Annotated in this window: 23 protein-coding genes and 1 tRNA gene; 20 read left to right on the forward strand and 4 right to left on the reverse strand. The window is 40.7% G+C overall.

Annotated features, from left to right (window positions below; genetic code table 11):
* Positions 1 to 151 precede the first annotated feature (151 nt).
* Positions 152 to 940 (reverse strand): NAD(+) synthase, encoded by a 789-nt coding sequence (gene nadE / locus BUA60_RS20755; protein ID WP_072865178.1) that lies wholly within the window; start codon positions 938 to 940, stop codon positions 152 to 154.
* A gap of 93 nt (positions 941 to 1,033) precedes the next feature.
* Between nadE and gldB the strand changes: the two genes are divergently transcribed.
* From gldB to BUA60_RS20770, 3 genes are all read left to right on the forward strand, one after another.
* On the forward strand, positions 1,034 to 1,999 hold the full coding sequence (gene gldB / locus BUA60_RS20760; RefSeq protein ID WP_072865180.1) for a gliding motility lipoprotein GldB: 966 nt from the start codon (positions 1,034 to 1,036) through the stop codon (positions 1,997 to 1,999).
* A gap of 27 nt (positions 2,000 to 2,026) precedes the next feature.
* Positions 2,027 to 2,362 (forward strand): gliding motility protein GldC, encoded by a 336-nt coding sequence (gene gldC, locus BUA60_RS20765; protein ID WP_072865182.1) that lies wholly within the window; start codon positions 2,027 to 2,029, stop codon positions 2,360 to 2,362.
* A 107-nt stretch (positions 2,363 to 2,469) separates the two neighbouring features.
* Positions 2,470 to 2,853, forward strand: coding sequence for a GTPase (locus BUA60_RS20770; RefSeq protein WP_072865184.1), 384 nt, complete (start codon positions 2,470 to 2,472; stop codon positions 2,851 to 2,853).
* A gap of 23 nt (positions 2,854 to 2,876) precedes the next feature.
* Here the strand turns inward: BUA60_RS20770 and yihA are convergent, their stop codons facing one another.
* Positions 2,877 to 3,491 carry a ribosome biogenesis GTP-binding protein YihA/YsxC gene (gene yihA, locus BUA60_RS20775; protein WP_072865186.1) on the reverse strand — a complete coding sequence of 205 codons (615 nt, stop codon included), beginning with the start codon at positions 3,489 to 3,491 and terminating at the stop codon, positions 2,877 to 2,879.
* Between the two features lie 37 nt (positions 3,492 to 3,528).
* Positions 3,529 to 4,293: an alpha/beta fold hydrolase gene (locus BUA60_RS20780; protein WP_072865188.1), complete on the reverse strand. Its 765-nt coding sequence runs from the start codon at positions 4,291 to 4,293 to the stop codon at positions 3,529 to 3,531.
* A 265-nt stretch (positions 4,294 to 4,558) separates the two neighbouring features.
* Between BUA60_RS20780 and mraZ the strand changes: the two genes are divergently transcribed.
* The 16 genes from mraZ to BUA60_RS20860 all read left to right on the forward strand — a co-directional run bounded on the left by mraZ (position 4,559) and on the right by BUA60_RS20860 (position 21,069).
* Positions 4,559 to 5,023 carry a division/cell wall cluster transcriptional repressor MraZ gene (gene mraZ, locus BUA60_RS20785; protein ID WP_072865190.1) on the forward strand — a complete coding sequence of 155 codons (465 nt, stop codon included), beginning with the start codon at positions 4,559 to 4,561 and terminating at the stop codon, positions 5,021 to 5,023.
* The gene (rsmH, locus tag BUA60_RS20790; RefSeq protein ID WP_072865192.1) at positions 5,010 to 5,906 is read left to right on the forward strand and encodes a 16S rRNA (cytosine(1402)-N(4))-methyltransferase RsmH; all 897 of its coding nucleotides are present in this window, start codon (positions 5,010 to 5,012) and stop codon (positions 5,904 to 5,906) included. The genes mraZ and rsmH overlap by 14 nt, the downstream gene beginning before the upstream one ends.
* 92 nt (positions 5,907 to 5,998) lie before the next feature.
* On the forward strand, positions 5,999 to 6,319 hold the full coding sequence (locus tag BUA60_RS20795) for an FtsL-like putative cell division protein (RefSeq protein ID WP_072865195.1): 321 nt from the start codon (positions 5,999 to 6,001) through the stop codon (positions 6,317 to 6,319).
* Positions 6,320 to 6,321: 2 nt separating this feature from the next.
* On the forward strand, positions 6,322 to 8,328 hold the full coding sequence (locus BUA60_RS20800) for a penicillin-binding protein (RefSeq protein ID WP_072865197.1): 2,007 nt from the start codon (positions 6,322 to 6,324) through the stop codon (positions 8,326 to 8,328).
* Positions 8,325 to 9,788 carry a UDP-N-acetylmuramoyl-L-alanyl-D-glutamate--2,6-diaminopimelate ligase gene (locus BUA60_RS20805; RefSeq protein ID WP_072865200.1) on the forward strand — a complete coding sequence of 488 codons (1,464 nt, stop codon included), beginning with the start codon at positions 8,325 to 8,327 and terminating at the stop codon, positions 9,786 to 9,788. The genes BUA60_RS20800 and BUA60_RS20805 overlap by 4 nt, the downstream gene beginning before the upstream one ends.
* Before the next feature lie 52 nt (positions 9,789 to 9,840).
* Positions 9,841 to 11,064: a phospho-N-acetylmuramoyl-pentapeptide-transferase gene (gene mraY / locus BUA60_RS20810; protein WP_072865202.1), complete on the forward strand. Its 1,224-nt coding sequence runs from the start codon at positions 9,841 to 9,843 to the stop codon at positions 11,062 to 11,064.
* 1 nt (position 11,065) lies between these two features.
* Positions 11,066 to 12,400, forward strand: coding sequence for a UDP-N-acetylmuramoyl-L-alanine--D-glutamate ligase (murD, locus tag BUA60_RS20815; RefSeq protein ID WP_072865205.1), 1,335 nt, complete (start codon positions 11,066 to 11,068; stop codon positions 12,398 to 12,400).
* A 3-nt stretch (positions 12,401 to 12,403) separates the two neighbouring features.
* The gene (locus BUA60_RS20820; protein ID WP_072865207.1) at positions 12,404 to 13,597 is read left to right on the forward strand and encodes an FtsW/RodA/SpoVE family cell cycle protein; all 1,194 of its coding nucleotides are present in this window, start codon (positions 12,404 to 12,406) and stop codon (positions 13,595 to 13,597) included.
* The gene (gene murG / locus BUA60_RS20825) at positions 13,584 to 14,678 is read left to right on the forward strand and encodes an undecaprenyldiphospho-muramoylpentapeptide beta-N-acetylglucosaminyltransferase (RefSeq protein WP_072865209.1); all 1,095 of its coding nucleotides are present in this window, start codon (positions 13,584 to 13,586) and stop codon (positions 14,676 to 14,678) included. The genes BUA60_RS20820 and murG overlap by 14 nt, the downstream gene beginning before the upstream one ends.
* Positions 14,679 to 14,682: 4 nt before the next feature.
* A complete protein-coding gene (gene murC / locus BUA60_RS20830) occupies positions 14,683 to 16,044 on the forward strand; it encodes a UDP-N-acetylmuramate--L-alanine ligase (protein ID WP_072865211.1) in 1,362 nt (453 codons plus the stop codon).
* Positions 16,045 to 16,054: 10 nt separating this feature from the next.
* The gene (locus tag BUA60_RS20835) at positions 16,055 to 16,774 is read left to right on the forward strand and encodes a cell division protein FtsQ/DivIB (protein WP_072865308.1); all 720 of its coding nucleotides are present in this window, start codon (positions 16,055 to 16,057) and stop codon (positions 16,772 to 16,774) included.
* Between the two features lie 3 nt (positions 16,775 to 16,777).
* Positions 16,778 to 18,106 (forward strand): cell division protein FtsA, encoded by a 1,329-nt coding sequence (ftsA, locus tag BUA60_RS20840; RefSeq protein ID WP_072865213.1) that lies wholly within the window; start codon positions 16,778 to 16,780, stop codon positions 18,104 to 18,106.
* 44 nt (positions 18,107 to 18,150) lie between these two features.
* Positions 18,151 to 20,076, forward strand: coding sequence for a cell division protein FtsZ (gene ftsZ / locus BUA60_RS20845; RefSeq protein WP_072865215.1), 1,926 nt, complete (start codon positions 18,151 to 18,153; stop codon positions 20,074 to 20,076).
* 94 nt (positions 20,077 to 20,170) lie between these two features.
* Positions 20,171 to 20,623 carry a GatB/YqeY domain-containing protein gene (locus BUA60_RS20850; protein WP_072865217.1) on the forward strand — a complete coding sequence of 151 codons (453 nt, stop codon included), beginning with the start codon at positions 20,171 to 20,173 and terminating at the stop codon, positions 20,621 to 20,623.
* A 137-nt stretch (positions 20,624 to 20,760) separates the two neighbouring features.
* Positions 20,761 to 21,018, forward strand: coding sequence for a GIY-YIG nuclease family protein (locus tag BUA60_RS20855; protein WP_072865219.1), 258 nt, complete (start codon positions 20,761 to 20,763; stop codon positions 21,016 to 21,018).
* A tRNA-Arg gene (locus tag BUA60_RS20860) sits at positions 20,996 to 21,069 on the forward strand. The genes BUA60_RS20855 and BUA60_RS20860 overlap by 23 nt, the downstream gene beginning before the upstream one ends.
* A 322-nt stretch (positions 21,070 to 21,391) precedes the next feature.
* Here BUA60_RS20860 and BUA60_RS20865 read toward each other — a convergent pair.
* Positions 21,392 to 23,548, reverse strand: coding sequence for a cation:proton antiporter (locus BUA60_RS20865; RefSeq protein ID WP_072865221.1), 2,157 nt, complete (start codon positions 23,546 to 23,548; stop codon positions 21,392 to 21,394).
* Positions 23,549 to 23,819: 271 nt separating this feature from the next.
* On the opposite strand from BUA60_RS20865, the gene BUA60_RS20870 reads away from it, so the two are divergent.
* Positions 23,820 to 25,616 carry an arylsulfatase gene (locus BUA60_RS20870; protein WP_072865223.1) on the forward strand — a complete coding sequence of 599 codons (1,797 nt, stop codon included), beginning with the start codon at positions 23,820 to 23,822 and terminating at the stop codon, positions 25,614 to 25,616.
* Positions 25,617 to 25,680: the final 64 nt, after the last annotated feature.

A 25,680-nucleotide genomic window follows, 5' to 3' on the forward strand; every position in this document is an offset into this window, starting at 1 on the left:
ATTTCAACATCAATAATCATGTCTAAAAATACTGACATGCAATGTAGGGTTAAAATATCTAATTCGATAAGCAAAGCTTCATTTTTTTAATGAAAACCGAAAATTTTTGCATGTTTTTTCGATTTAATCACTTGGTTCTTAGGTAAGATGTTCATTTTAACGAATTTGGTATTTCACAAACGGGAATAGGAACCATCTTATGTTTGTTTGCGCGGTTAAATCTTTTGTATATCTGAAAAACCTCTTTTTGTCTATCAGAAAAATCCGTCTCTACTTTTCCTGCTGCATCCATTTGCATGGCCCACTCCAATTCTGGATAGGATGCCCCAATTTGGTCTTCGTCCGTTCTGTCGTCTCCCCATAGACCATCGGTGGGTGCAGCCTTAATGATGTCTTCGTTAATACCAAGGACCTTGGCAATTTCGTATACTTCGGTTTTAAGTAGGTCAGCGATAGGACTTAGGTCCACACCGCCATCTCCATATTTGGTGTAGAAGCCTACGCCGAAATCTTCCACCTTATTCCCGGTACCGGCCACCAACAGTTTGTTTAAGGCGGCAAAGTAATATAAAGTGGTCATTCTTAACCTGGCCCTAGTATTGGCCAAGGACATAAACCTGTCTTCCTCATTGTCAACAGCGGGCAGAGCATCCACCAAACTATCAAACGTGGGTGTAAGGTTTACCTCTAGTCTTTCCACGTTGGCGTAGTGCTTTTTTAGCCATACTATATGGTCGGATGCACGGGTCACTTGGCTTTCGGCCTGGTGTATGGGCATTTCCAAACATAAAAGTTGTAGTCCCGTTCTTGCACATAAGGTAGAGGTTACCGCGGAATCTATACCACCGGAAATTCCGATTACAAATCCCTTTATATTTGCTTTGTTCGCATAATCCTGTAACCATGTTACAATGTGGTCTATAACTTTTTCGGTTTGCATATGAACGATTTATAAGGTTTAAAAACTTAACTTTGCACCGTAAAAATAAAGCCTAGAGTTTAATATTTAAAACAATAACCGAATTACTTTAGAATGCAAAAGGCCATATTCCTTGTTTTAATCCCAATTATTATTTTTTGCAGTTGTAATCGCAACGATAAATTGGCCGATGAGGTCGCCAAAATAAACGTAGATGTAAAGGTTAATAGATTTGATATGGAATTTGCCGAGGCAAAGCCCACGGATATTCCAAGTTTAAAAGAAAAGTATCCCTATCTTTTCCCTGCCAATTATCCGGATAGCATTTGGGCAGCAAAATTGCAGGATACCCTACAATTGGAAGTTATGGATGAGGTCGGAAAATCTTTCCCCGACTTTGTAAGTGAAAAAGAAGATATTGAGTGGTTGTTTAGGTATATTAAATACTATTTTCCCAATTATGAAATACCAAGGGTAGTTACAGTTACTTCGGAGGTAGATTACAACAATAGAATTATTTTAGCGGATAGCCTACTTCTTGTTGGTCTGGATAACTATTTAGGCAGTTCCCATAAATTTTATCAAGGTATTTCCAGATATATTGCCAACGATTTGGATAAACAATACTTGACCCGGGACATGGCCAGTGCATTTGCCAAAACCGTTGTGGCACCACCGCGGGACCGTACTTTTTTATCACAGCTTGTTTATTACGGTAAGGAGCTGTATTTAATGCAGCAGCTTATGCCTCAAAAGAATGACGCCGTCATTATAGGTTATGCACCGGATGATTTGGAATGGGCGAATGTCAACGAGGAACAGATTTGGCGCTATTTTATAGAACGTGAATTGTTGTACAGCACCAATAGTAAATTGGGTCCAAGATTTTTGGATCCAGCTCCTTTCTCCAAGTTTGAGCTGGAATTGGATAATGAGTCACCCGGCAAAATAGGTCGTTATATTGGTTGGCAAATAGTCAAGTCATTTATGGATAACAATAATGTTACATTACAGGAAATGTTGACCTTGCCTGAGGAAGAACTTTTCAAAAGATCGGGGTATAAGCCAAGAAAGCTGTAATAGTCAATACAAATCAAATACAAAACAATGGCAAAACTACATACATCAGAAATTACGTTAAGAGTTGGATTGGATGAAAATAGGGTTCCTGAAGAGCTATCGTGGTCTGCACAAGATGGGGGCATAGACAATGAAAAGGCCAAGGCAATGCTATTGTCTGTTTGGGATAGTAAAAACCAAGAATCCTTAAAGATCGATTTATGGACAAAGGATATGCCGGTAGATGAAATGAAAGTTTTTTTTCATCAAACCTTGGTCTCCCTGTCCGACACATTTATGAAAGCTACCCAGGATGAAAAAATGACGGCTACCATGAAGGATTTTTGCGATTATTTTGCTGAAAAATTGGAGTTGAAAAAATAGCTCCCCTGCAGAGGTAATTTACCCTACTAGGTTCTAGAGTGCACTTCTATTAAGTATTTATCGTGTTTACCGACTAAGCTGGCAAAGTCAATTCTTAATTTATAAAGATGGAAGGTATCCCAGCAGAGCGACTTGTATTTGTGTATAATGCCAATTCGGGGATTGGCAATGCCCTTTTGGATAGTATCCATAAAACCTTGGATCCAAAGTCCTACAATTGTAATCTATGTGCCATAACCTTTGGCCTTTTTTCTGAACATAGGAAATGGAAGGAATTTAGGAAGAATTCCGGAGTAGATATGGAATTTCTCCATAGGGACGAGTTTAAAAAACGGTATCCCAATATAAGTCAGGATAAGGAAGCTTTTCCAAAGATCTTTATTCTAAAAGGAGGTAGGCTTCAAGAGTTTCTCCAAAAAGAAGAGATAAATAACATGAAAAGTCAGGAAGATCTAATTTTTGCCATTGAGGCGAAGTTGTCGCAGATCTAAGTTACGGTAATTTGAAAGTAGTATTAATTTAATGCCTTGAAGAAATTGGTATTTAATTCCTCGATAAATCCAAGCAATTCTTCTTGGCCCATCCCATTGGTGGAAGAGGTGACAAAATAATTTGGTGCCTCCTCCCAAACACCTTCCAATAATTCCTTGATATAGGCATTGACGTGGTTTTCTATGGCTTTTGGTTTCAATTTATCCGCCTTGGTGAAAATCATACAAAACGGAATCTGGTTTTCTCCCATCCATTCCAAGAATTCCATGTCCACTTTTTGGGGTTCATGTCGTATATCGATCAAAACAAAGGCGCATACCAATTGCTGACGCTCAATAAAATAGTCGGTAATATACTTTTGAAAGGTTTTTTTATCCTTTTTGGACACCCGGGCATAGCCATAACCAGGCAAATCTACCAAAAACCAATTTTCGTTTATTTTAAAGTGATTTATAAGTTGTGTCTTTCCTGGTCTACCAGACGTTTTGGCCAAACTTTTTCTCTGGGTGAGCATGTTGATCAAGGAGGACTTTCCAACATTGGAGCGACCAATAAATGCGTATTCCGGCAAATGTTCCTTAGGGCAATTTGCTACGTTGGAATTACTCATAACAAAGTCGGCCGACTTAATTTTCATTTGTTCGCTTTTATAGGTTATAGATCTTGATTCCTGTTTAGAAATTTCTTTTCTCCAGCCAGGCGTCCAGAACAGTGTTGAATTCCTGTGGATGTTCCATCATTGGGGCATGTCCGCACTTCTCTATCCAGTACAAATCGGAATCTGGGAGTAGTGCATGGAATTCTTCAGCCACATTGGGTGGAGTTACACTATCGTTTTTGCCCCATATGATACAGGTAGGGGTCAACATATGTGGTAAATCTTTGGACATGTTGTGTCTAATGGCACTTTTTGCAATGGCCAGAGTTTTTACCAATTTAATACGGTCGTTTACCGTGGCAAATACTTCGTCTACAATTTCTTTGGTGGCTACTTCAGGATCGTAAAATACATCCTGAGCTTTTTTCTTTATAAATTCATAGTCACCACGCTTCGGATAACCATCTCCCATGGCACTTTCGTATAATCCGGAGCTACCTGTAATTACAAGGGCCTTTACCTTTTTTGGGTATAATTTGGTATGGAGCAGCCCAATATGTCCACCAAGCGAATTGCCAAGTAGAATTACATCTTTTAGGGCCTTGTGCTCTATAAATCCTTCCAAAAATTTAGCAAAGCTCTTTACATTGGTTTTTAGTAATGGCATATCGTAAATAGGAAGCTCGGGAACCAATACCTTATAGCCTTTCGGTGGAAAATGGTTCATGACCCCGTGAAAATTGCTCAATCCTCCCATTAGACCGTGTAATATTATAATTGGTGTTCCTTCACCCATTTCAATATATCGGTATTTCCCCTCTTTAATTATCTTTTTTTCCATTAAGGATAGCTTCTGATCTTAGTTGGCAAATATAGGCATTTCATTATTATGCAAGTATAGACAAGTTTTTGGAACGGTGATATTTAATGATAATTTTTTGTTGAAAGATTTTTTATGGTATCCGTTCTGTGGAATTTTTAAGGTGTATTTGGAGTGTAGTTTGTCGATAAAGTATGCATTTTATTAACAAAGTGGTATTTTGTGGTAAATTGTGGTAATAATTTATATATATTTGAGTTATTAAATTAAAAACCAGCTACTTTAAGTGATTAATTTCATTGGAACATATGATTGTAAGGCCGATTCCAAGGGAAGGGTGATGCTTCCTGTGGCGCTTAAAAATCAAATGTCACCCGTAATAAATGATGGTTTTGTGGTTAAACGTTCTGTTTTCCAACCCTGCTTGGAACTGTATCCCATGGCGGAGTGGAATATTTTGATGCAGAAAATGAACAAAAAGAACCGATTTAAGAAAAAGAACAACGATTTCATAAGAAGATTTTCTGCAGGGGTAAAGGTGGTGGAAATAGATGCTACCGGTAGGTTGTTGATTCCAAAAAATTTGGTGGATGTGGCAGGAATTACGAAAGAGGTAGTATTGAGTTCGGCAATCAACATTGTTGAAATTTGGGATAAGGACAACTATGAAAAGGTATTGGAGGAAACAGCCGAGGACTTTGCAAGTTTGGCCGAGGAAGTAATGGGAGATGACGACGATGACATATCATAGCCCAGTATTGCTGACAGAGTCCGTTGATGGGCTAAATATAAAACCCGATGGAGTTTATGTGGACGTGACATTTGGAGGCGGCGGACATTCCAGGGAGATATTGAAGAGGTTAGGGGAAAAAGGAAGGCTGTTGGCGTTTGATCAGGACGAGGATGCATTGCCCAATGCTATAGATGATGGGCGATTTCAGTTGATCAATGAAAATTTTAGATATATAAAGCAGTTTTTGAAGTTCTATGGAATAAGGAAGGTGGACGGGATCTTGGCAGATTTTGGAGTGTCATCCCATCAATTCGATCAGGCCGAGAGGGGTTTTTCTACCCGTTTTGATGCTGATCTGGATATGCGAATGAGTAAAAAGAACCAGATTTCGGCTTTTGACGTGGTAAATGTCTATGACTATGATGAGTTGAGAAGGGTTCTTTTTCAATACGGTGACCTTCGGAACGCGAATGCCATGGCAAAAACTATTGTGGAGCAGCGTGAAAACGCGCCTATAAAAACCACAGATCAATTGAAGGAGGTTCTTGGTCAGTACCTGCCAAAGCATAGGGAGCATAAGATTTTGGCTCAGATCTATCAGGCGATAAGGATAGAAGTAAACCAAGAAATACAGGTGATAAAGGAATTTTTGATGCGGGTGCCCGAATTGTTGAATGAAGGGGGTAGGTTGAGTGTCATAAGTTATCATTCCTTGGAGGACAGGCTGGTTAAGAGGTTTATTAGGGCCGGCCAGTTTGAAGGAGAGCCGGAAAAGGATTTTTATGGGAACATAGAAGTTCCTATGAAAAAGGTGGGAGGTTTAGTGGTCCCTTCCAAGGAGGAAATAAAGTTAAATAATAGGGCGCGAAGTGCCAAGCTTAGGATAGCCGAACGGGTTTGATATTAGAGTATAGGAATGTCGGATTGTCCAAGGTGGCACCCGTAATAATGAATTAGGTATAATAAGGTATATAGTTGGGTAATTTATAAGTAATGAGAAAAGGGATATTGGACATATTAAAAGGAAAGTTTTTGGTGAGTGGTGGTGCTCCCAAAAACTGGATGTTTATCATTTATGTTTCCTTTTTGGCAACGGTGATGATTGCCAGTTCCCATAGTGCGGATGGAAAAGTACATAAAATTGCAGCCCTGGATGAACAGGTCAAGGAGTTGAGGAGTGAGTTTGTAGATGTACGTTCAGATATGCAGGAGCTTAAGTTGGAATCCACTGTATTGAGAATTTTGGAGCAGGATGGTTTGTTTCCGTCCGAAACTCCGCCTAAAAAAATAAAAGTTAAAACCGAAACCGAATAATAATGCCTGTAACAGAAAAAAACATATTGACCAGATTATATATTGTGGCGGGATTCCTCTTCCTGTTCGCAATTGCCGTTTTGGTCAAATTGGTCAGTATACAGATGGTGGAAGGCGAGAAGTATCGGAAACTTGCCATGGATCGTACTGAGAAAATGTTCACCATTGCCCCCAAGAGGGGTAATTTATATTCTGATGATGGCAGTTTGTTGGCAACCTCAGTTTCGAGGTATACTATTCGGTTTGATGCTGAAACAGTTGGGAAAAGGGATTTTGAGGATAATGTAAAGCCTTTGTCCGATGCCTTGGCTAAATTGTTGGGCAATTCGTCTTCCCATTATCAGCAACTGTTGAGAAAGGCCAAGGTCAATAAAAATCGATACGCCTTGATTGCCAGAAATTTGGATTACTCGGATTACGTGGCCGTAAAACAGTTTCCGCTTTTTAACAAGGGCCCTTATAAAGGTGGTCTCATTATAGAGCAAAAAATTGTTCGTGAGCATCCTTTGGGGAAGATCGCTGAACGGAGCGTTGGTTATGAAAGGGTGGATGAGGACGGATACTATACCAGGGTTGGACTGGAAGGGGCCTTCGGACAATATCTTAGAGGGGTAGAAGGTAAGAGGTTAAAACAAAAAATTGCCAAAGGACAATGGAAGCCAATTGGCTGGGATAATATTGTGGAGCCCAAGGATGGCTATGATGTTGTTTCCACTATCGATATCAATATTCAGGATATAGCGCATCATGCCTTATTGGGACAATTGGAAAAATATAATGCGGAACACGGTTGTGTAATTGTAATGGAAACCAAGACCGGAGAGGTCAAGGCCATATCCAATTTGGGAAGGACTAGTGAGGGCAAATATTATGAGCGACTAAATTATGCCATAGGGGAGTCTCATGAACCAGGGTCAACTTTTAAGCTAATGTCCATGGTCGTGGCCTTGGAAGATAAGGTGATAGATACCAATACCGTTATTGATACAGAAAAGGGCACTTATAAAGTATACAATAGAACGGTAAGGGATTCCAAACACGGAGGCTATGGTAAAATAACCGCCGCCAAGGCATTTGAGGTTTCTTCCAATACTGCATTTGCCAAAATCATCAATAACAATTATAAGGACAATCCGGAGAAATTTGTCAACCGTCTCATGAACATGAACCTTCATAGGGAATTGGGATTACCGGTTAATGGGGAGGGTACCCCGGTAATCCGTTATCCTGGAGATAAAGGTTGGTCTGGGGTCTCCCTGGCGTGGATGTCCCATGGGTATGAAGTTTCCCTTACCCCATTGCAGACCCTAACTTTCTATAATGCTATTGCCAATGATGGGGAGATGTTAAAACCTAGGCTTATAAAGGCGGTGAAGGAGTGGGATAAAACTATTTTGAAATTTGAGAAGGAGGTCATTAATCCTTCTATCTGTTCCAAGGAAACAGCGCGCAAGGTTCAACAATTGTTGAAAGATGTTGTTGAGAAAAAGCACGGTACCGGGCATGGCTTGTATTCGCCCAATTTTTCTATGGCGGGAAAAACAGGAACTACACAAAAGAATTATGTTTCCAAGGATCCGGAGGTGATGAAATACATTTCCACCTTTGCGGGTTACTTTCCTGCGGACGACCCTAAATATTCCTGCATTGTGGTAATTCATGAACCTGATAAGAGTGTGGGGTATTATGGCGCCGATGTATCGGGGCCCGTATTTAAATCCGTTGCCCAAAAAATATATGCAAGTTCTCCTTTGGTGGATGAGGTGGATGTTAATGATGTGGAGACCAAGAACTTGGAAGAGAATTATCAAAGATACTTTGCGGCTTCCAATAAAAAATATAACCAAGTGCCCAATGTGGAAGGTATGAGTGGTATGGATGCGGTGTCGATCCTTGAAAATTTGGGGATCCAAGTTGAGGTGAAAGGAAATGGCAAGGTTAAGAAGCAGTCAATTGCAAAGGGAACCGACCTGAAAAAGGTCAATAAAATTGTATTGGTACTATCATGAAAACGCTAAAGGACATATTATATGGGGTTAGTCTTTCTGCGGTAAGTGGATCTACTTCCATCATGGTGAACCATATATGTTTTGATTCCAGAAAGGTGGGCAAGGATGATGTTTTTGTAGCTATAAAAGGTCTTGTTTCCGATGGGCATCAGTTCATAGATAAGGTCATAGCTTCAGGTGCAAAATCCATAGTCTGCGAAGAACTGCCCGAAAAGTTGGATAATGGGATAACCTATGTGCAGGTGGATAATGGCAATAAAGCCTTGGCTATTATGGCGTCCAACTATTATGGGAATCCCTCTAAGAACCTAAGGTTGGTAGGGGTGACCGGGACCAATGGGAAGACCACTGTTAGTAGTCTGCTTTATCAATTGTTTAAAAAAGCCGGATTCAAGGTAGGATTGATATCTACCATAAAGATAATGGTGGATAATAAGGAATATGCCACCACCCATACCACTCCGGATGCCATAACGATCAATAAGCACCTTCAGCTCATGAACGATGAGGGGGTTGAGTATTGTTTTATGGAGGTCAGTTCGCATGGAATACATCAAAAGAGAACGGAAGGATTGGTGTTTGAAGGCGCTATTTTTACCAATCTGTCCCATGATCATTTGGATTACCATAAAACCTTTGCGGAGTATAGGGATACTAAGAAGAAGCTGTTCGATCAGTTGTCCAAAAAAGCCTTTGCACTTACCAATATCGATGATAAGAACGGCTTGGTAATGTTGCAGAATACCAGTGCTAGAAAGTACACCTATGCCCTAAAATCTTATGCTAACTATAGGGCCCATATATTGGAAAATCAATTCAACGGCCAATTGCTAAAGATTGATGACAATGAGGTTTGGTCCAAATTGATAGGGGATTTTAACGCCTATAATATGTTGGCAATATATGCCACTGCGGATTTATTGGGATTGGAGAAACTTGAAATTCTTCGTTTACTAAGTGAATTGGAAAATGTGGATGGAAGGTTTCAGCATTATATATCAAAAGAAAAAATTACAGCTATTGTTGATTATGCCCATACACCGGATGCCTTGAAAAATGTACTTGATACTATCAATACATTGAGGACTGGAAATGAAAATGTCATCACCGTCGTGGGGTGTGGTGGTGACAGAGACAAGTCTAAGCGTCCGGTTATGGGTCATATCGCAACAGCATTGAGTAATAAAGTCATTTTCACTTCGGACAACCCCAGGTCGGAGTCGCCCACAGTTATCATAGAGGAGATGGAAGCTGGTGTGGAAGCGCAAAATGTAAACAAAACACTGTCTATCGTCAACCGTAAGCAGGCCATTAAAACGGCTTGTCAATTGGCCGCCGCCCACGATATTATTTTGGTTGCGGGCAAAGGCCACGAGACCTATCAGGAGACTAATGGTGTTAGGGAGGATTTCGATGACTTTAAAATAGTGAAGGAGTTGTTGGCCGACTTAAATAAATAGAGTTTTAAGTCGCCAAGTTTAAAGAGAATAACAAAAAACAATAAACCCAGGAATGCTATACTATTTGTTCGAATATTTGGAAAAACACTATCAACTGCCAGGGGCGGGGCTTTTCCAATTTATCACGTTTAGGGCGGCAATGGCGGTAATGCTTTCGTTGTTATTGGCCACGGTATACGGGAAAAGAATTATTAATTATTTACGTCATAAGCAAATTGGTGAAACTGTAAGGGACCTAGGTCTTGAAGGTCAAAAACAAAAAGCGGGTACCCCAACCATGGGTGGGTTAATAATTATTATGTCCACCTTAATTCCAGTTTTGCTGTTTGCGCGCTTCATGGATAATATTTATGTGATCCTTTTGATCGTTACCACGGTTTGGATGGGGATTATTGGTTTTGTAGACGATTATATCAAAATTTTTAAAAAGGATAAAGAGGGTTTAAAAGGAAGGTTCAAGGTAATGGGTCAGGTAGTTTTGGGCCTAATGGTGGGGGCAACCTTATATTTTCATCCAGAGGTGACCATGAAGGAGCATTCCAAAACGGAAATCACCCAGGACTATACGGTACAGCAAGTACCCGGCAAGGAAATTAAATCTACCATGACCACCTTGCCATTTATCAAAAACAACGAGCTGGACTATGCCCGTTTTATTACCTGGATGGGAGATGGGATGGAGAAATATGCGTGGTTGGTATTTATTCCCATAATCATAATTATTGTAACGGCGGTCTCCAATGGGGCAAATCTGACCGATGGTATAGATGGACTGGCTGCAGGGACTTCGGCAATAATTGTATTTACACTGGGCATCTTTACCCTGGTTTCGGGTAACATCATCTTTTCGGATTATTTGGATATTATGTTTATTCCCAGGGTAGGGGAATTGGTAGTTTTTATCGCTGCCTTTGTGGGTGCCCTAGTAGGGTTTCTATGGTACAATGCCTATCCGGCCACTGTTTTTATGGGCGATACCGGAAGTTTGACCATTGGAGGAATCATAGCGGTTATAGCCATCATTATTCGCAAGGAATTACTGATACCCGTTTTGTGTGGAATTTTCTTTGCAGAGTCCATTTCCGTGATGCTGCAAGTGGGTTATTTCAAGTATACAAAAAAGAGATTTGGTGAGGGAAAAAGAATTTTTTTAATGGCGCCATTGCATCATCATTATCAGAAAAAGGGATACCACGAAAGTAAAATAGTGACTAGATTCTGGGTTGTTGGAATACTGTTAGCGGTAATAACCATTGTAACCTTAAAGGTGCGTTAGAATGGAGCGTTTGGTTGTTTTGGGAGGAGGAGAAAGTGGTGTTGGAACTGCTATTTTGGGTAAAAAGGAAGGTTTTGAAGTTTTTGTCTCTGATAAGGGGATTATAAAAGAGGAATACAAAAAAGTTCTTGAACATTTTGAAATTGATTGGGAAGAACAGCAACATACTGAAGAAAAGATTTTGAATGCCGATCTGGTCATGAAAAGTCCAGGTATTCCGGATAAGGTTCCTTTGGTGGTAAAGCTCAAAGAGAAGGGGGTTCCTATTATTTCGGAAATCGAGTTTGCCTCACGGTATACCAAGGCGACCATTATAGGGATTACCGGAAGTAACGGAAAGACCACTACCACCATGCTAACGAACCACATATTAAAAGAAGGTGGGCTACATGTGGGAATGGCAGGGAATATTGGGGATAGTTATGCTAAAATGGTGGCAGAAAAGAACTTTGATTTTTATGTTTTGGAGATAAGTAGTTTTCAATTGGACGGGATAGTGGATTTTAAACCACACATAGCCATCCTTACCAATATAACTCCAGATCATTTGGATAGGTATGAATACAAATTTGAAAATTATATAGCGTCCAAATTTAGGATTGCAAAAAACCAGACGAAGGAGGATTATTTAATATATGATGCCGATGATGAAGTAATAGTCCAGTGGTTGCAAACGAACCCGGTCCAATCAAAATTATTGCCCTTTTCCATCAATAGGAAATTGGATGAAGGGGCATATTTAGAGAATGATAAAATAATTATTAAGACACAAAATAACACTATAGAAATGAGTACAGACGCTTTGGCTTTGGAAGGAAAACACAATGTAAAGAATACCATGGCTGCCACTACGGCCGCTAAACTAATTAGTATTAGAAAGGAGACTATACGCAGAAGTATAGAGAATTTTCAGGGAGCAGAGCATAGGTTGGAAAAAGTACTTAAAATTCATCATGTTCAGTATATAAACGATTCCAAAGCTACCAATGTAAATGCTACCTACTATGCCTTGGACAGCATGAAAACGCCAACGGTGTGGATTGTAGGAGGGGTGGATAAAGGCAACGATTACAAGGAATTAATGCATTTGGTGCGTGAAAAAGTAAAGGCCATAATTTGTTTGGGTACGGATAATTCCAAAATAAAGGATGCCTTTGGAAATGTAGTGGACCTGGTAGTGGAAACATTTGCAATGGACGAGGCCGTAAAGGTGGCCTATAAGATAGCGGAACGTGGAGACACCGTTTTGCTATCTCCGGCATGCGCCAGTTTCGACTTGTTCAAGAATTATGAAGATAGGGGAAATCAGTTTAAAGAAGCAATAAAAAAATTATAAAGGGTGTTCGGATTTTTAAACAAAATTAATGGAGATAAAGCTATTTGGGCAGTGGTGGCCCTTTTGGCCTTATTTTCGTTTTTACCTGTTTATAGTGCCAGTAGTAACTTGGTATACGTGGTGGGCAATGGAACCACCATTGGGTACCTGGTAAAACATGCCATACTTCTCTTAATGGGGTTTGGTATTATTTATGGGGTGCACCGTATTCCCACACACTTTTTTAAAGGTTTGTCCTTGATTGCAATGCCGGTGGTATTGCTTTTGTTGCTTTATACACTTGCACAGGGCCAGGTCATAGATGGTGCCAATGCAAGTAGGTGGATCCGTATCCCCATAGTTGGTTTTACTTTTCAGACTTCCAACCTGGCTGCGGTGGTGCTAATGATTTATGTAGCTAGGTATTTGACAAAAATAAAGGATAAGACCATAACTTTTAAGGAGAGTATTCTTCCCCTTTGGTTTCCAGTATTTTTGGTGATAGTGTTAATACTACCTGCCAATTTTTCAACGGCCGCCATTATATTTTCCATGGTACTGCTATTGTGTTTTATAGGGGGGTATCCCTTTAAGTATCTGTTGGGAATAGTGGGTGTGGGAATATTGAGCCTAACACTGTTTATTTTGACGGCGAAGGCGGTGCCAGATTTATTTCCGAATAGGGTAGATACTTGGATGAGCAGAATTGAAAGCTTCTCCAATCCTGAGGATACGGAGGCCGATTATCAAATAGAGAAGGCAAAAATTGCCATTGCAACAGGAGGAATCGTGGGTAATGGAGCAGGAAAGAGCGTAATGAAGAATTTTTTGCCACAGAGTTCTTCGGATTTTATTTACGCCATTATTGTTGAGGAGTACGGACTGTTGGGGGGATTTGTATTGATGTTCTTCTACTTATTGTTGCTTTTTAGGATAGTGGTAGTGGCAAATAGTAATGGAACCGTATTTGGAAAGCTTTTGGTTTTGGGAGTTGGACTTCCTATAGTATTTCAGGCATTGATCAATATGGCGGTGGCCGTGGAGCTTTTCCCGGTAACCGGTCAGACCTTGCCTTTAATTAGTAGTGGTGGAACCTCGAGTTGGATGACCTGTTTGGCCATAGGGATTATTCTTAGTGCAAGCAATAAACATGTTCAAACCGAATCGGAGGAAATAGATGAGACCAACCCTTTAGAAGTGTTAAGTGGGCAGTTATAGATTTATATTATCGGGAGGAGGCACGGGCGGACATATTTATCCTGCCATTGCTATTGCAAATGAGTTAAAAGTAAGGTATCCCGATGCTGAATTTTTGTTCGTAGGGGCAAAAGATAGAATGGAAATGGAAAAGGTGCCCCAAGCAGGGTACAAAATTGAAGGTTTGTGGATAAGTGGGTTGCAAAGGAAGCTCACTTTGAAAAATTTAATGTTTCCTTTTAAAGTGATAAGTAGTTTGATGAAATCAGCAAACATAGTACGGAATTTTAAACCTCATGCCGTTGTGGGTACTGGTGGCTTTGCCAGTGGTCCTCTCTTGAAGGTGGCATCGGGTAAGGGAATTCCATGTGTGTTGCAGGAACAGAATTCCTTTGCTGGCATCACCAATAAATTATTGGCGAACAAAGTGGCTAAAATATGTGTGGCCTATGACGGCATGGAGAAATTTTTTCCTAAGGATAAAATCGTAAAGACGGGTAATCCTGTACGTGGGGATTTGGTCGCTAAGTCTGAAAATAAAGTAGAGGCCATGAATTTCTTTGGTCTGCAGGCGGATAAAACCACATTGCTTGTCCTAGGAGGCAGTCTTGGGGCAAGACGTGTAAATATTCTTATTGAACAGAGTTTGCCTTTTTTTAAGGAGCAGGGAATTCAGGTCGTTTGGCAAAGTGGCAAGCTGTATTATGAGGATTATAAAAAATATGAAAGTGCGGATGTTAAAGTAGTGGCTTTTTTAAATCGGATGGATTTGGCCTATGGGGCTGCAGATATCATTATTTCCAGGGCAGGAGCAGGTTCGGTTTCTGAACTATGCATTGTGGGCAAGCCCGTGATTTTTATCCCGTCCCCTAACGTGGCGGAGGATCATCAGACAAAAAATGCACAATCCCTTGTGGAAAAGGATGCCGCTATTATGGTAAGGGAAACAGAATTGGATGAAAAGTTCGAAACGGTGTTTTTGGAATTGATCAGTAACAAGGACTTGAGGGGGAAGTTGGGAGCCAATATCAAGAATTTGGCCATGCCCAACGCTACCAAGGAGATCGTAAACGAAATAGAAAAATTATTAGTGCAACAATAAAATAATGGGTGTAAAAGATATACATAACGTCTACTTTATAGGTATTGGAGGTATTGGTATGTCCGCCCTTGCGCGATATTTTAAATTTATAGGCAAAAATGTTGCGGGCTATGATAAGACCGAAACACCGCTTACTTTGGATTTAGTGGATTTGGGTATCCAAGTGCATTATGATGATGATTTGCAATTGGTGTCCAAGGAATATTTGGATCCTGATAATACCTTGGTGGTATATACGCCTGCCGTACCCAAAGATCATGGGGAGTACAATTATTTTATGGCCCATGGCTTTCAGGTAAAGAAGCGTTCGGAAGTATTGGGATTGATTACAAGGGATACCTTTTGTTTCGCAGTTGCCGGCACCCATGGCAAAACAACTACTTCTTGTATTCTGGCTCATTTATTAAAGGAGACCGGGACTCCCATTACGGCTTTCTTGGGAGGGATTTCAGAAGATTTCAACAGTAATTTTTTGTTGGAAGGGTCGGAATATTCTGTGGTAGAGGCGGATGAATTTGATCGCTCCTTTCTTCAGTTGTCACCTAATGTGGCCTGTATTACTTCCATGGACGCAGATCATTTGGATATATATGGCAACAGTGAGGAGCTGCAGAGGTCGTTTCGTGATTTTGTGAAACGAATAAAGCCCAATGGTAAACTGTTTGTGCGGAATGGTTTGGCTTTGGAGGGGACAACCTATGGTATTGAGGACGATTCCGATTATTGTATTAGAAATATTAGAATAGACCAAGGGACCTATATTTTTGATTTGGATTCTCCGGAGGCCAATCTTAAATCCGTTAGGTTTAATAAACCAGGTAGGCATAACCTGCTCAATGGATTGGTAGCATATGCCATGGCCATACAAGCCGGTTCGTCTCCATCTAGTTTGGCAGGGGCGTTGGCCACTTTTAAAGGAGTACAAAGACGTTTTTCCTATCAGATAAAGAATCCCGATTTTGTATTTGTAGATGATTATGCACATCATCCAACGGAAATTGATGCTGCATTTCAGGCGGTTTCCGAAATGCATCCCGGTAAAAATATATTGGCCATTTTTCAGCCGCATTTATTCTCCAGAACAAGGGATTTTGTGGATGAATTTGCAAGAAGCCTATCTAACTTCCCTAGTTTATTGTTGTTGGATATATACCCGGCCAGGGAAAAGCCAATTGAAGGGGTTAACTCTCAATGGTTGTTGGATAAAATTACAAGCCCAACGAAAAAATTAATTGAAAAGTCAGAGTTGATTTCAGAAATATTAGCCCAAAAACCCGATGTTTTAATAACCCTGGGTGCTGGAGATATTGGATTGGAAGTCCCAAAAATTAAAAAGGAATTAAATTTTGTTCAAAAAAGACATTAAAAATAAAGAAATGAAAATTAATTGGAATTTCATAAAATTCGGGGCCCTGTTGCTTGTAGTTACGGGTCTTTATGCATTTTCCAGTGTTAGGAACAAGCATAAAAAAATAGATAAAATTGAAATTGAGTTCGTCGGGGATCAAAATCTTTACATGACCCAAGAGACGGTTAATAAATTGTTAATACAAAATTCTGGAGACCTTAAAAACCTGCCCAAAGAAGATATAGTTTTGAATACTATAGAAAAAGCTATCGAAGCTAATGAAATGGTAAAAAAAGCCCAAGTTTACCTTACGGTAAACGGGGACCTAGTGGCTAAAGTCATACAGCGAAAACCAATCGGAAGAGTTGAGGGAGTTGCAAAGTTTTATATAGATGAGGATGGAAAACGTATGCCATTTTCCAAATATCATTCTGCGCGGGTACCAATAATTACAGGAATAGTAACCAATAAAAGTACGGAGGGAGTGTACGAAATTTTGACTTATATAAATTCTGATGAATTCTTGCGAAAGAATATAATAGGCGTCCATATAACCGAGGAACAAAAGTATCAGTTGAAGTTTAGGATGGAGAATTTTGTAGTGGATTTGGGTCATGTGGATGAACTGGAGAAAAAGTTCAGCAATTTCAAAGCTTTTTATACCAAAGCGAACAAGGACAAAACGTTGAACGATTACAACAGGGTAAGTTTAGAATTTAATAACCAAGTAGTGTGCACCAAAATTTAAGATATGGAACAAGGTAATTATTCAGTAGGGTTGGATATTGGGACCACCAAAATTGTAGCCATCATTGGTAAGGAAAATGAGTATGGCAAGATTGAAATCTTGGGTATTGGCAGATCTAAAAGTTTGGGAGTACACCGCGGAGTGGTCAATAATATTACGCAAACCATTAAGTCTATACAGCAAGCGGTTGAACTGGCCGAAGGTAATTCCGGTTTAAAGATCAGCTCTGTGGTGGTAGGTATTGCAGGACAGCATATTAGAAGTTTGCAACATAGCGATTATATAACCAGGGCAAAATCTGAAGAGGTCATCAATGAGGATGATGTGGAAAAGCTCTGTAATCAAGTTTATAAATTGGTAATGCTTCCCGGCGAGGAAATTATCCATGTATTGCCACAGGAATTCAAGGTAGACGGACAGGCCGAGATAAAGCAGCCTATGGGGATGTACGGGGGAAGACTGGAAGCCAATTTCCATGTAGTGGTAGGGCAGGTTTCCTCTATCCGTAATGTGGGAAGATGTATAAAGAGTGCAGGTCTTGATCTAGGGAATATAACCTTGGAACCGTTGGCATCTGCAAATGCGGTATTAAGTCAGGAAGAGAAAGAGGCAGGTGTAGCGTTGATAGATATAGGTGGGGGCACCACGGATTTGGCCATATTTAAGGATGGAATAATCCGTCATACCGCAGTAATTCCTTTTGGAGGTAATGTAATTACAGAAGATATCAAGGAAGGTTGTTCCATTATTGAAAAGCAGGCAGAGCTTTTGAAGATCAAGTTTGGTTCTGCTTGGCCAGGAGAAAACAAGGACAACGAAATTGTTTCCATCCCTGGGTTAAGAGGACGTGAGCCCAAGGAAATCACCTTGAAAAATCTTTCCAAGATAATACATGCCAGAGTGGTAGAGATCGTGGAGCAGGTTTATGTGGAGATCAAAAATTACGGCCACGATGAGCAAAAGAAAAAATTGATTGCCGGGATTGTATTGACAGGTGGAGGAAGCCAGTTAAAACACTTAAAGCAATTGGTAGAGTATATAACGGGAATGGACACTAGGATCGGTTACCCCAATGAACATTTGGCAGGCGATTCTGACGAGGAAATAGCCAGTCCGTTATATGCAACTGCAGTGGGACTCTTGATGAATGCGGTGCAGAATAAAGCCAAAGTTAGGGAAGCGCGTCAGGAGGCTGTGGATAAGGAATTGGATCGTGAGGTTTTTTCAGGGGAAGATAGCACTCAGACCAAAACGGCCATAAAAAAGGAGCGGAAATCTATTTTTGACAAATGGTCCGAGAAATTGAAGGATTTCTTGGACAATGCGGAATAGATTATAAAATAAGAAAAGTATAGTAAACCAGTAAAATAAATAATATGAGCAAGAACACTGAATTTGAAAGCATATCCTTTGATTTACCCAAAAATCAGAGTAACGTAATTAAAGTCATAGGTGTTGGCGGTGGCGGTAGTAATGCCATAAATCACATGTTCCAGGCCGGTATCAATGGCGTGGATTTTGTGATTTGCAATACCGATTCGCAAGCACTTCAGAATAGCCCCGTACCCAATAAGATACAATTGGGAGTTTCGTTGACGGAAGGATTGGGCGCTGGTGCCAATCCTGAAGTAGGGGAACAGGCGGCTATTGAAAGTATGGAGGAGATCAAGCAAATGCTGGATACTACCACGAAAATGATCTTTATTACTGCCGGTATGGGCGGGGGAACAGGTACTGGTGCTGCCCCTGTCATTGCAAAAATGGCAAAGGAAATGGATGTTCTTACAGTGGGGATCGTTACCATGCCTTTTCAATTTGAAGGTAAAATGCGTTGCCAACAGGCTCAGTTGGGAATAGAAAAATTACGTGCCAATGTAGATTCCTTGATTGTTATCAACAACAATAAATTAAGGGAAGTATATGGCAATTTGGGTTTCAAAGCTGGTTTTTCCAAAGCGGATGAAGTATTGGCTACTGCCGCTCGTGGTATTGCAGAAGTAATAACACATCACTATACTCAGAACATAGATTTACGTGACGCCAAGACTGTATTGAGCAGTAGTGGAACGGCCATTATGGGGTCGGCCATTTCTTCTGGTTCTTCAAGGGCCCATGAGGCCATTATGAAGGCGTTGGATTCCCCATTGTTAAACGACAACAAAATTACTGGGGCCAAGAATGTACTTTTACTTATCGTTTCCGGTGCTCAGGAAATTACGATAGACGAAATAGGTGAAATTAATGACCATATTCAAAATGAGGCAGGTTTTGGGGCCAATATCATTATGGGGGTTGGTGAAGATGAGGGACTGGGCGAGGCAATCGCAGTTACGGTTATTGCCACGGGTTTTAATATAGATCAACAGGATGATATAGTAAATACGGAATCCAAAAAAATCATTCATACGTTAGAAGATGAGCAACGCGCGGAGCATAACCTTACTCCAAAGAATGTTGTTCACCAGTTGGTCGAAGAAGAGGAAATTAAGGCGACTCCAGTGAAGCGCAACGTGGTGCAAGAGGAGCCAAAAATGGATTTGATCCCTACTACCAATTTTATTAGGAATTTTAATGTATTCTATGAGGAAGTAGTAGCTGAAAATGTTCAGGACGATTTTATCATTATCAATGCATCCGATGAGATCAAGGATATAGAAGTTGTTGATCCACGGGTAGTATCCAACAAGGTGGAGGAAGAAGATCAGTTCGAGTTCAGTTTTGATATGCCCTTGGCCAAAAAACCTACAGAGGATGAAGAGGAAGCGCAACATGTTATTACCTTCGATTTGGATGAAGAGGTAAGGGATTTTGAGGTAAAGGATCACGTAGAAGTGATTCCTGTACTAGAGTATAACAAGAATGGGGAAAAGCGTTATAGTTTGGACGACTATATGGAGTTGGAAAAGAAACTTACCGGAGCCAAATCCAAGGCTGAGGAGTTTGAGCCCCGTATTGTTGAGGACGAGTTGATATTTGAAAAGCGTACCGTTGCAAGGCCAGAATCCAACCAGCAGAGGGTGAACGTAGAGGACGAAGATCCGGTTAATACCCCAATTGAAATCTTGTTAAAGGAACGGGCAGACGAGCGCAGAAGAAAACTGAAGGACTTTAATTATAAATTCCAGAATAGCCTTAGCAATTTGGACGAAATATCCAAGCAACCAGCCTATAAGAGACAAGGGATAAACTTAAATGAGAACCCTAAGGAAAGCAAAGTTTCCAGAACAAGCTTAAGTGAGGATAGTAATGATGATATACAATTACGTTCCAACAACTCTTATTTACATGACAATGTAGATTAGTACTGTTCGTACAACTATAAAACCTAAAGTTTAAACCCGAAAATAGCTTATATTTTCGGGTTTATTTTTATCTTCGCAGGGCTAAAAAAAAGATATGGGTTTACAGCAGAGGGTAATGGAAGATATGAAGGCGGCAATGAAGGCCAAGGATACCGTGGCATTGGAGTCGTTACGAGCTATAAAATCAGCTTTATTATTGGCACAAACGGAAACAGGTCCTGGAAAGGAACTCTCCGAGGAAGATGAAGTAAAGCTGGTTCAAAAATTGGTAAAGCAACGCAAGGACAGCGCGGCCATCTACAAAGAACAGGGACGCGAGGATCTGGCAGAGCCGGAATTGGCACAGGCCTTGATCATCGAAAAATTCCTTCCAGAGCAGTTGACCGAAGAAGAGATAGAAAAGGTAGTGGTGCAGACCATAGATGCCATAGGAGCGTCAGGAATGAAGGATATGGGCAAGGTCATGGGAATCGTATCCCAGGAATTGGCCGGACAGGCAGATGGGAAGACCATTTCCAATATAGTTAAGGCCAAATTGGCCAATTAAGAAAGAATATCTGACCGAATAGGTCAGTTAAGGCCCCGTGGCGCAACTGAATACCCGCCCGTGCCCGAACAAGGTAGGGTAGGTGTATTGGATATTTGTTGGCACGTTCGGGCGGGGCGCATCGGATTTTATAGGGAATGTATAAGGTCTATGTAATATATAGTAGTAATTTTGAAAGATATTATGTTGGGATTACGGATAACATTGAAGTTCGTATCAAACAGCATAATTCAGGAAAGACAAAATCGACCAAAGCTTATGTTCCCTGGGTGATAGTTCTCACGGAGGATTATGAAACCAGACTGGCAGCTAGAGAAAGGGAAAAGTATCTCAAATCGGCTGCAGGTAGGCGTTGGAGAAAAATAAATGTACGGCCCCGTGGCGCAACTGAATAGCGCATCAGATTTCGGCTCTGAGGGTTGGGGGTTTGAATCCCTCCGGGGTCACGGATAAACCACAAAAAAGTGGTTGTGCAAGCGAGCTTCAAAAATGAAGCTCGCTTCTTTTTTGAAGTATAGCGAAGTGCAACTTTTTGTGGTTTTCAAAGCGGAGCTTTGAGGGATGGGCGCAGCCAATCCCCAGATCCCGTTCTGGGTGGTGCGGGTTGTTTTGAAATATAGCGAAGCGCAACTTTTTGTAATTTTCACAACGGCACTTTTAGGGATTAACGTAGCCAATCCCAGTATCCATACTGGGGAGAGACGGCTGTTTGTAGTTCCTCCAGAATACTGCGGCAAACAGCTAGGTTATAGAAATACTTCCTGCAGATTATTCTTTGTTATCCTTTTTAAAAATATTACCAATGCCCTTGCCAATCTTTTGTATGGTTTCAATTCCTTTGTTGAGCGGTTCAGGGTTGATCTGATCATATCGCTTGCTTCCAAAGCTCTGAACGAACTGTTGGGGGTAAATGATAAGTCGACTATTGTTGGGGAAATGTTTTTCCATTTTGGAGGGGAGATTTTCGAGCATAACCATATAAGATGCAGCGCCTTCACGGGCAGAAACCAAAACAAATAGATCATTTTCCCTTACGTTTTTTGAGAGATCCTGGAAATCTTCCCAATCACTGAAAAGACTAGAAGTAATTGTTGCCGATATTTTAGAATCCTTTACCAACTTCTTTATGGATTTTAAGGTAGATTCATTGCAGTACAGCTGTATAGGAATGCTTAATTCTTGGGCCAATTTTGCCATTTTGCTAAACCAAAGTTCAAAGCCGTTCTCATGTTCGGTTAAGGGAGGGGCCGCAATTACAATTCTTTTATGGGAAACCAATGGCTTTTCAAAATGACAAATAATAGTGGTTTTATCGGTGTTGCTTATAATACTGTCTACTTTTTCGCCGATAAGTTTGTCTATGAATCCAGTACGCTTTGGCCATCCCAAAACAATGATGTCTGCCATTATTTCTTTTGCAATACGGGATATTCCGCTGGCTGCATTGTGGTCGATTGTGGCAATGATGCTTACTTTCGTTTCCGTTGCAGAGGCTTGTTCCACGAATTCTTCCAGTTTTTTCTTGGCTTTTAGAATATTGTTTTCGGCTTCATAGTTATTGGAAACCACCGAGAGGACCGATAGGGGATTGGCCGATTTTTTTCCTTTAATAAATATTGAAAACTCGAGCAGTTTTTCCATGTTGCCAATATTGGCAATTGGCAATAAAATGTGCTCGTTATCCAAACCGTTTACTTTTAGTGGTCCCGTGGTATCGTCTTCTGTCTCCACGACCAGTTTTTTAGCGGCCTTTTCTGTGGCAAAAGAGGCAACAACACAGGTAATTAAAATAAGTATTATGGTGCCGTTCAGGATATTTTCGTCTAGAATTTGAGCTTTATAGCCAACTAAAATTACGGCTAAGGTTGCAGCTGCATGGGAACTGCTCAATCCAAAAATAAGCTGACGTTGGGTTTTGGAGTATTTAAAGGCTAGTTGTGTGACCAAAGCGGCAAACCATTTGCCAAAAAGGGCTACCACCGAAAGTGTTCCTGCCACAATAAGCGCAGTTTCACCCTTTAGAATAACACTAACATCAACCAACATTCCAACACTTATTAAGAAAAAGGGAATAAATAGGGAATTGCCTATAAATTGTATTCTATTCATCAAGGCCGAAGAGTGCGGAATAAGTTTATTTAGGGCCAATCCTGCCACAAATGCTCCAATAATTGGCTCAACACCTGCTAATTCGGACATAAATGCGGCAAAGAAAACAATGGAAAGGACAAAGATATAATGGGAGTGTTTTTCACTTTCCAGTTTACGAAAAAACCAATTCGAAATCCTTGGAATTATAAGGAACATTATAGTAGAAAAGATAGTTAATGAAATTCCCAATTGGATCCAAAAGGCCATATTCAGATTGCCTTCGCTGTTTCCCATAATTACAGCTAGTATGATAAGCACTGCCGTGTCTGTCAAAATAGTTCCGCCTACGGTAACGGCTACGGCCTGATTTTTTGAAACCCCCAGTTTGCTCACGATAGGATATGCTACCAGCGTATGGGTGGCAAACATGCTGGAAGTAAGGAAACTGGCATTAAAGTCATATTCCAAAAAGAAATAACAAACGGGGAAACCGATGGTTAACGGAAAAATAAAGGTAAAAAATCCAAATACTAGGCTTTTGTTTCGATTGGATTTAAACTCGTTCATGTCTAGTTCCAAACCAGCAATGAACATGATATACAGCAGGCCAATGGTTGAAAACAGGTCTATGGCCGAATTTTTTTCGAGAATATTAAGTCCAAACGGCCCTATTACCACCCCTGAAATAATTAAACCAATTATTCCCGGAATATTTAATTTTCTCAGAAGAATGGGTGATAGCAGAATAATAAACAGGATCAAAGAAAAAATCAGTACCGGATTTTCCAACGGTAATTCAAACTCGTGCCTGAAGTGTTCAAAAAAATCTTTCATCCTGTTGATGTACCCTTTTTAGGTCAGCTCTAAATTCAACTATTTTTGGTTAATAATATCTGTTTAGGGGAAGAAATCTTTCTTGAATCTTTTCTTTGATTTGGTTATTAGCAGACCTCATAATGTACGCTTGACCCATGCGGCCTGAAGTACAAAAAGAAAAGAAGGATAGGGAAAAGACTTCCAATGTAGGTTTTAGGCCATATGCATAGTAATCCATTAAGTTTCTTATCTTATACTTCCAAAATCCAACCAATTAAAAAACTGCCAAATGAGGAATATTTTAGTGAAGTGTATGGCCTTGGCCATATTGGGAATACCACTGGCGTGCAAGGAAAAGGCAAAACCAGAATCCACTTCCAATACCCAACACAACCATAAACCCAACATTGTGCTCATTTTGGCCGACGATCAAGGCTGGGGAGATTTGGGCATTACTGGAAATACCAATCTAGCAACCCCCAACATAGATGCTATAGCCAAAAATGGGGTGATGTTCGATCATTTTTATGTTAGTCCCGTTTGTTCACCTACCCGGGCCGAACTGCTCACCGGGCGCTATTTTCCAAGGGTAGGGGTCTATTCCACTTCTTCGGGTGGCGAACGTTTAAATCTGGATGAAACCACAATAGCCGAAGTCTTTAGGGAAGCAGGATACGCCACTGCGGCCTATGGAAAATGGCATAACGGCATGCAACCTCCTTATCATCCCAATGCTAGGGGTTTCGATGATTTTTATGGCTTTTGTTCCGGGCATTGGGGCAATTATTTTAGTCCCATGTTGGAGCATAACGGGGAAATTGTAAAAGGTGACGGCTTTATAATTGACGATCTTACCAACAAAGGATTGGAATTTATGGATAAAAAGCAGGAGCAGCCATTTTTCCTGTACCTGCCATTTAATACGCCCCATAGTCCTATGCAGGTACCCCATGAATTTTGGCACAAATTTAAGGACAAGGAACTTGCCTTGAAATACCATGGGGAAGAGGAAGAGAACGAGAACTTTACCAGAGCGGCCCTGGCCATGGTGGAGAATATAGATTATAATGTGGGCAGGGTATTTAATAAATTAAGGGACCTGCAACTGGAAGAAAATACTCTGGTGATATATCTGTCGGACAACGGACCAAACGGTTGGCGATGGAATGCAGGGATGCGTGGCAAAAAGGGATCTACCGATGAGGGCGGGGTACGTTCCCCTTTGGCGATGCAATGGAAGAATAAGCTACCTAAAGGCAAGCGTATTTCGCAAATAGCAAGTTCCATAGATTTATTGCCCACCTTAACGGATTTGGCCCAAATTGAATTGAATCCCCAGAAACCCTTGGACGGGAAAAGTTTAAAGCCCTTGTTGATGGAGGATAACGCCAGTTGGGACGATAGGGTGGTCTATAATCATTGGAACAGTGGTACAAGTATCCGAACGCAAAAATATCGCTTGGATAGTGAGGATAGGCTTTACGATATGGAAAAAGATGGCGGACAGACCACAGACCTTTCCGGGAAACAACCACAGCTTGCAGATTCTTTGAAACGGTTAAAAAGCGATTGGCTGCAAGAAGTAATGCCAAAATCCAAGGAGACGGAGGATCGGCCTTTTACTTTGGGGCATCCTGATTATATATACACCCAGATTCCCGCCCGGGACGGGTTTGCGCATGGCAATATAGAACGGAGTAATAGGCATCCCAACGATACCTTTTTTACAAATTGGAAAAGCACAAAGGATAGTATCAGCTGGGATGTAGAAGTGCTGGCCGATGGGGAGTTTGAAGTGGAGCTTTATTACACCGCCAAAGAAAAGGACTTGGGCTCCCAATTTGAATTAAGCTTAGGTGAAAGTTCGTTAAAGGCAACTATTACGAAGGCCCATGATCCGCCGCTAGTTGGGGCAGAGCGGGACCGTGACCCCAGAATTGAATCCTATACCAAGGACTTTATTCCTATGGATCTAGGGAAAATTAGCTTGAAAAAGGGTAGGGGCAACCTAGTGCTCAAAGCGCTGAAAATACCTGGGGAGGAAGTTATGGATATGAGTTTGTTGCTGTTTAAAAGGGTGAATTGATGGGGTAAAAGAATTTAGGAACCCTATCCATTTTTTTTAACTTTAGGTAATCCTTTAATTTCAG

Source organism: Arenibacter palladensis, assembly GCF_900129275.1.
GTDB classification, from domain to species: domain Bacteria; phylum Bacteroidota; class Bacteroidia; order Flavobacteriales; family Flavobacteriaceae; genus Arenibacter; species Arenibacter palladensis.

Bases quoted from the DNA above. Each gene is read 5' to 3' on its own strand.
- nadE (WP_072865178.1), bottom strand. From the start codon at position 940: ATGCAAACCGAAAAAGTTATAGACCACATTGTAACATGGTTACAGGAT.
- gldB (WP_072865180.1), top strand. From the start codon at position 1,034: ATGCAAAAGGCCATATTCCTTGTTTTAATCCCAATTATTATTTTTTGC.
- gldC (WP_072865182.1), top strand. From the start codon at position 2,027: ATGGCAAAACTACATACATCAGAAATTACGTTAAGAGTTGGATTGGAT.
- BUA60_RS20770 (WP_072865184.1), top strand. From the start codon at position 2,470: ATGGAAGGTATCCCAGCAGAGCGACTTGTATTTGTGTATAATGCCAAT.
- yihA (WP_072865186.1), bottom strand. From the start codon at position 3,491: ATGAAAATTAAGTCGGCCGACTTTGTTATGAGTAATTCCAACGTAGCA.
- BUA60_RS20780 (WP_072865188.1), bottom strand. From the start codon at position 4,293: ATGGAAAAAAAGATAATTAAAGAGGGGAAATACCGATATATTGAAATG.
- rsmH (WP_072865192.1), top strand. From the start codon at position 5,010: ATGACATATCATAGCCCAGTATTGCTGACAGAGTCCGTTGATGGGCTA.
- BUA60_RS20795 (WP_072865195.1), top strand. From the start codon at position 5,999: ATGAGAAAAGGGATATTGGACATATTAAAAGGAAAGTTTTTGGTGAGT.
- BUA60_RS20800 (WP_072865197.1), top strand. From the start codon at position 6,322: ATGCCTGTAACAGAAAAAAACATATTGACCAGATTATATATTGTGGCG.
- BUA60_RS20805 (WP_072865200.1), top strand. From the start codon at position 8,325: ATGAAAACGCTAAAGGACATATTATATGGGGTTAGTCTTTCTGCGGTA.
- mraY (WP_072865202.1), top strand. From the start codon at position 9,841: ATGCTATACTATTTGTTCGAATATTTGGAAAAACACTATCAACTGCCA.
- murD (WP_072865205.1), top strand. From the start codon at position 11,066: ATGGAGCGTTTGGTTGTTTTGGGAGGAGGAGAAAGTGGTGTTGGAACT.
- murC (WP_072865211.1), top strand. From the start codon at position 14,683: ATGGGTGTAAAAGATATACATAACGTCTACTTTATAGGTATTGGAGGT.
- BUA60_RS20835 (WP_072865308.1), top strand. From the start codon at position 16,055: ATGAAAATTAATTGGAATTTCATAAAATTCGGGGCCCTGTTGCTTGTA.
- ftsA (WP_072865213.1), top strand. From the start codon at position 16,778: ATGGAACAAGGTAATTATTCAGTAGGGTTGGATATTGGGACCACCAAA.
- ftsZ (WP_072865215.1), top strand. From the start codon at position 18,151: ATGAGCAAGAACACTGAATTTGAAAGCATATCCTTTGATTTACCCAAA.
- BUA60_RS20850 (WP_072865217.1), top strand. From the start codon at position 20,171: ATGGGTTTACAGCAGAGGGTAATGGAAGATATGAAGGCGGCAATGAAG.
- BUA60_RS20855 (WP_072865219.1), top strand. From the start codon at position 20,761: ATGTATAAGGTCTATGTAATATATAGTAGTAATTTTGAAAGATATTAT.
- BUA60_RS20865 (WP_072865221.1), bottom strand. From the start codon at position 23,548: ATGAAAGATTTTTTTGAACACTTCAGGCACGAGTTTGAATTACCGTTG.
- BUA60_RS20870 (WP_072865223.1), top strand. From the start codon at position 23,820: ATGAGGAATATTTTAGTGAAGTGTATGGCCTTGGCCATATTGGGAATA.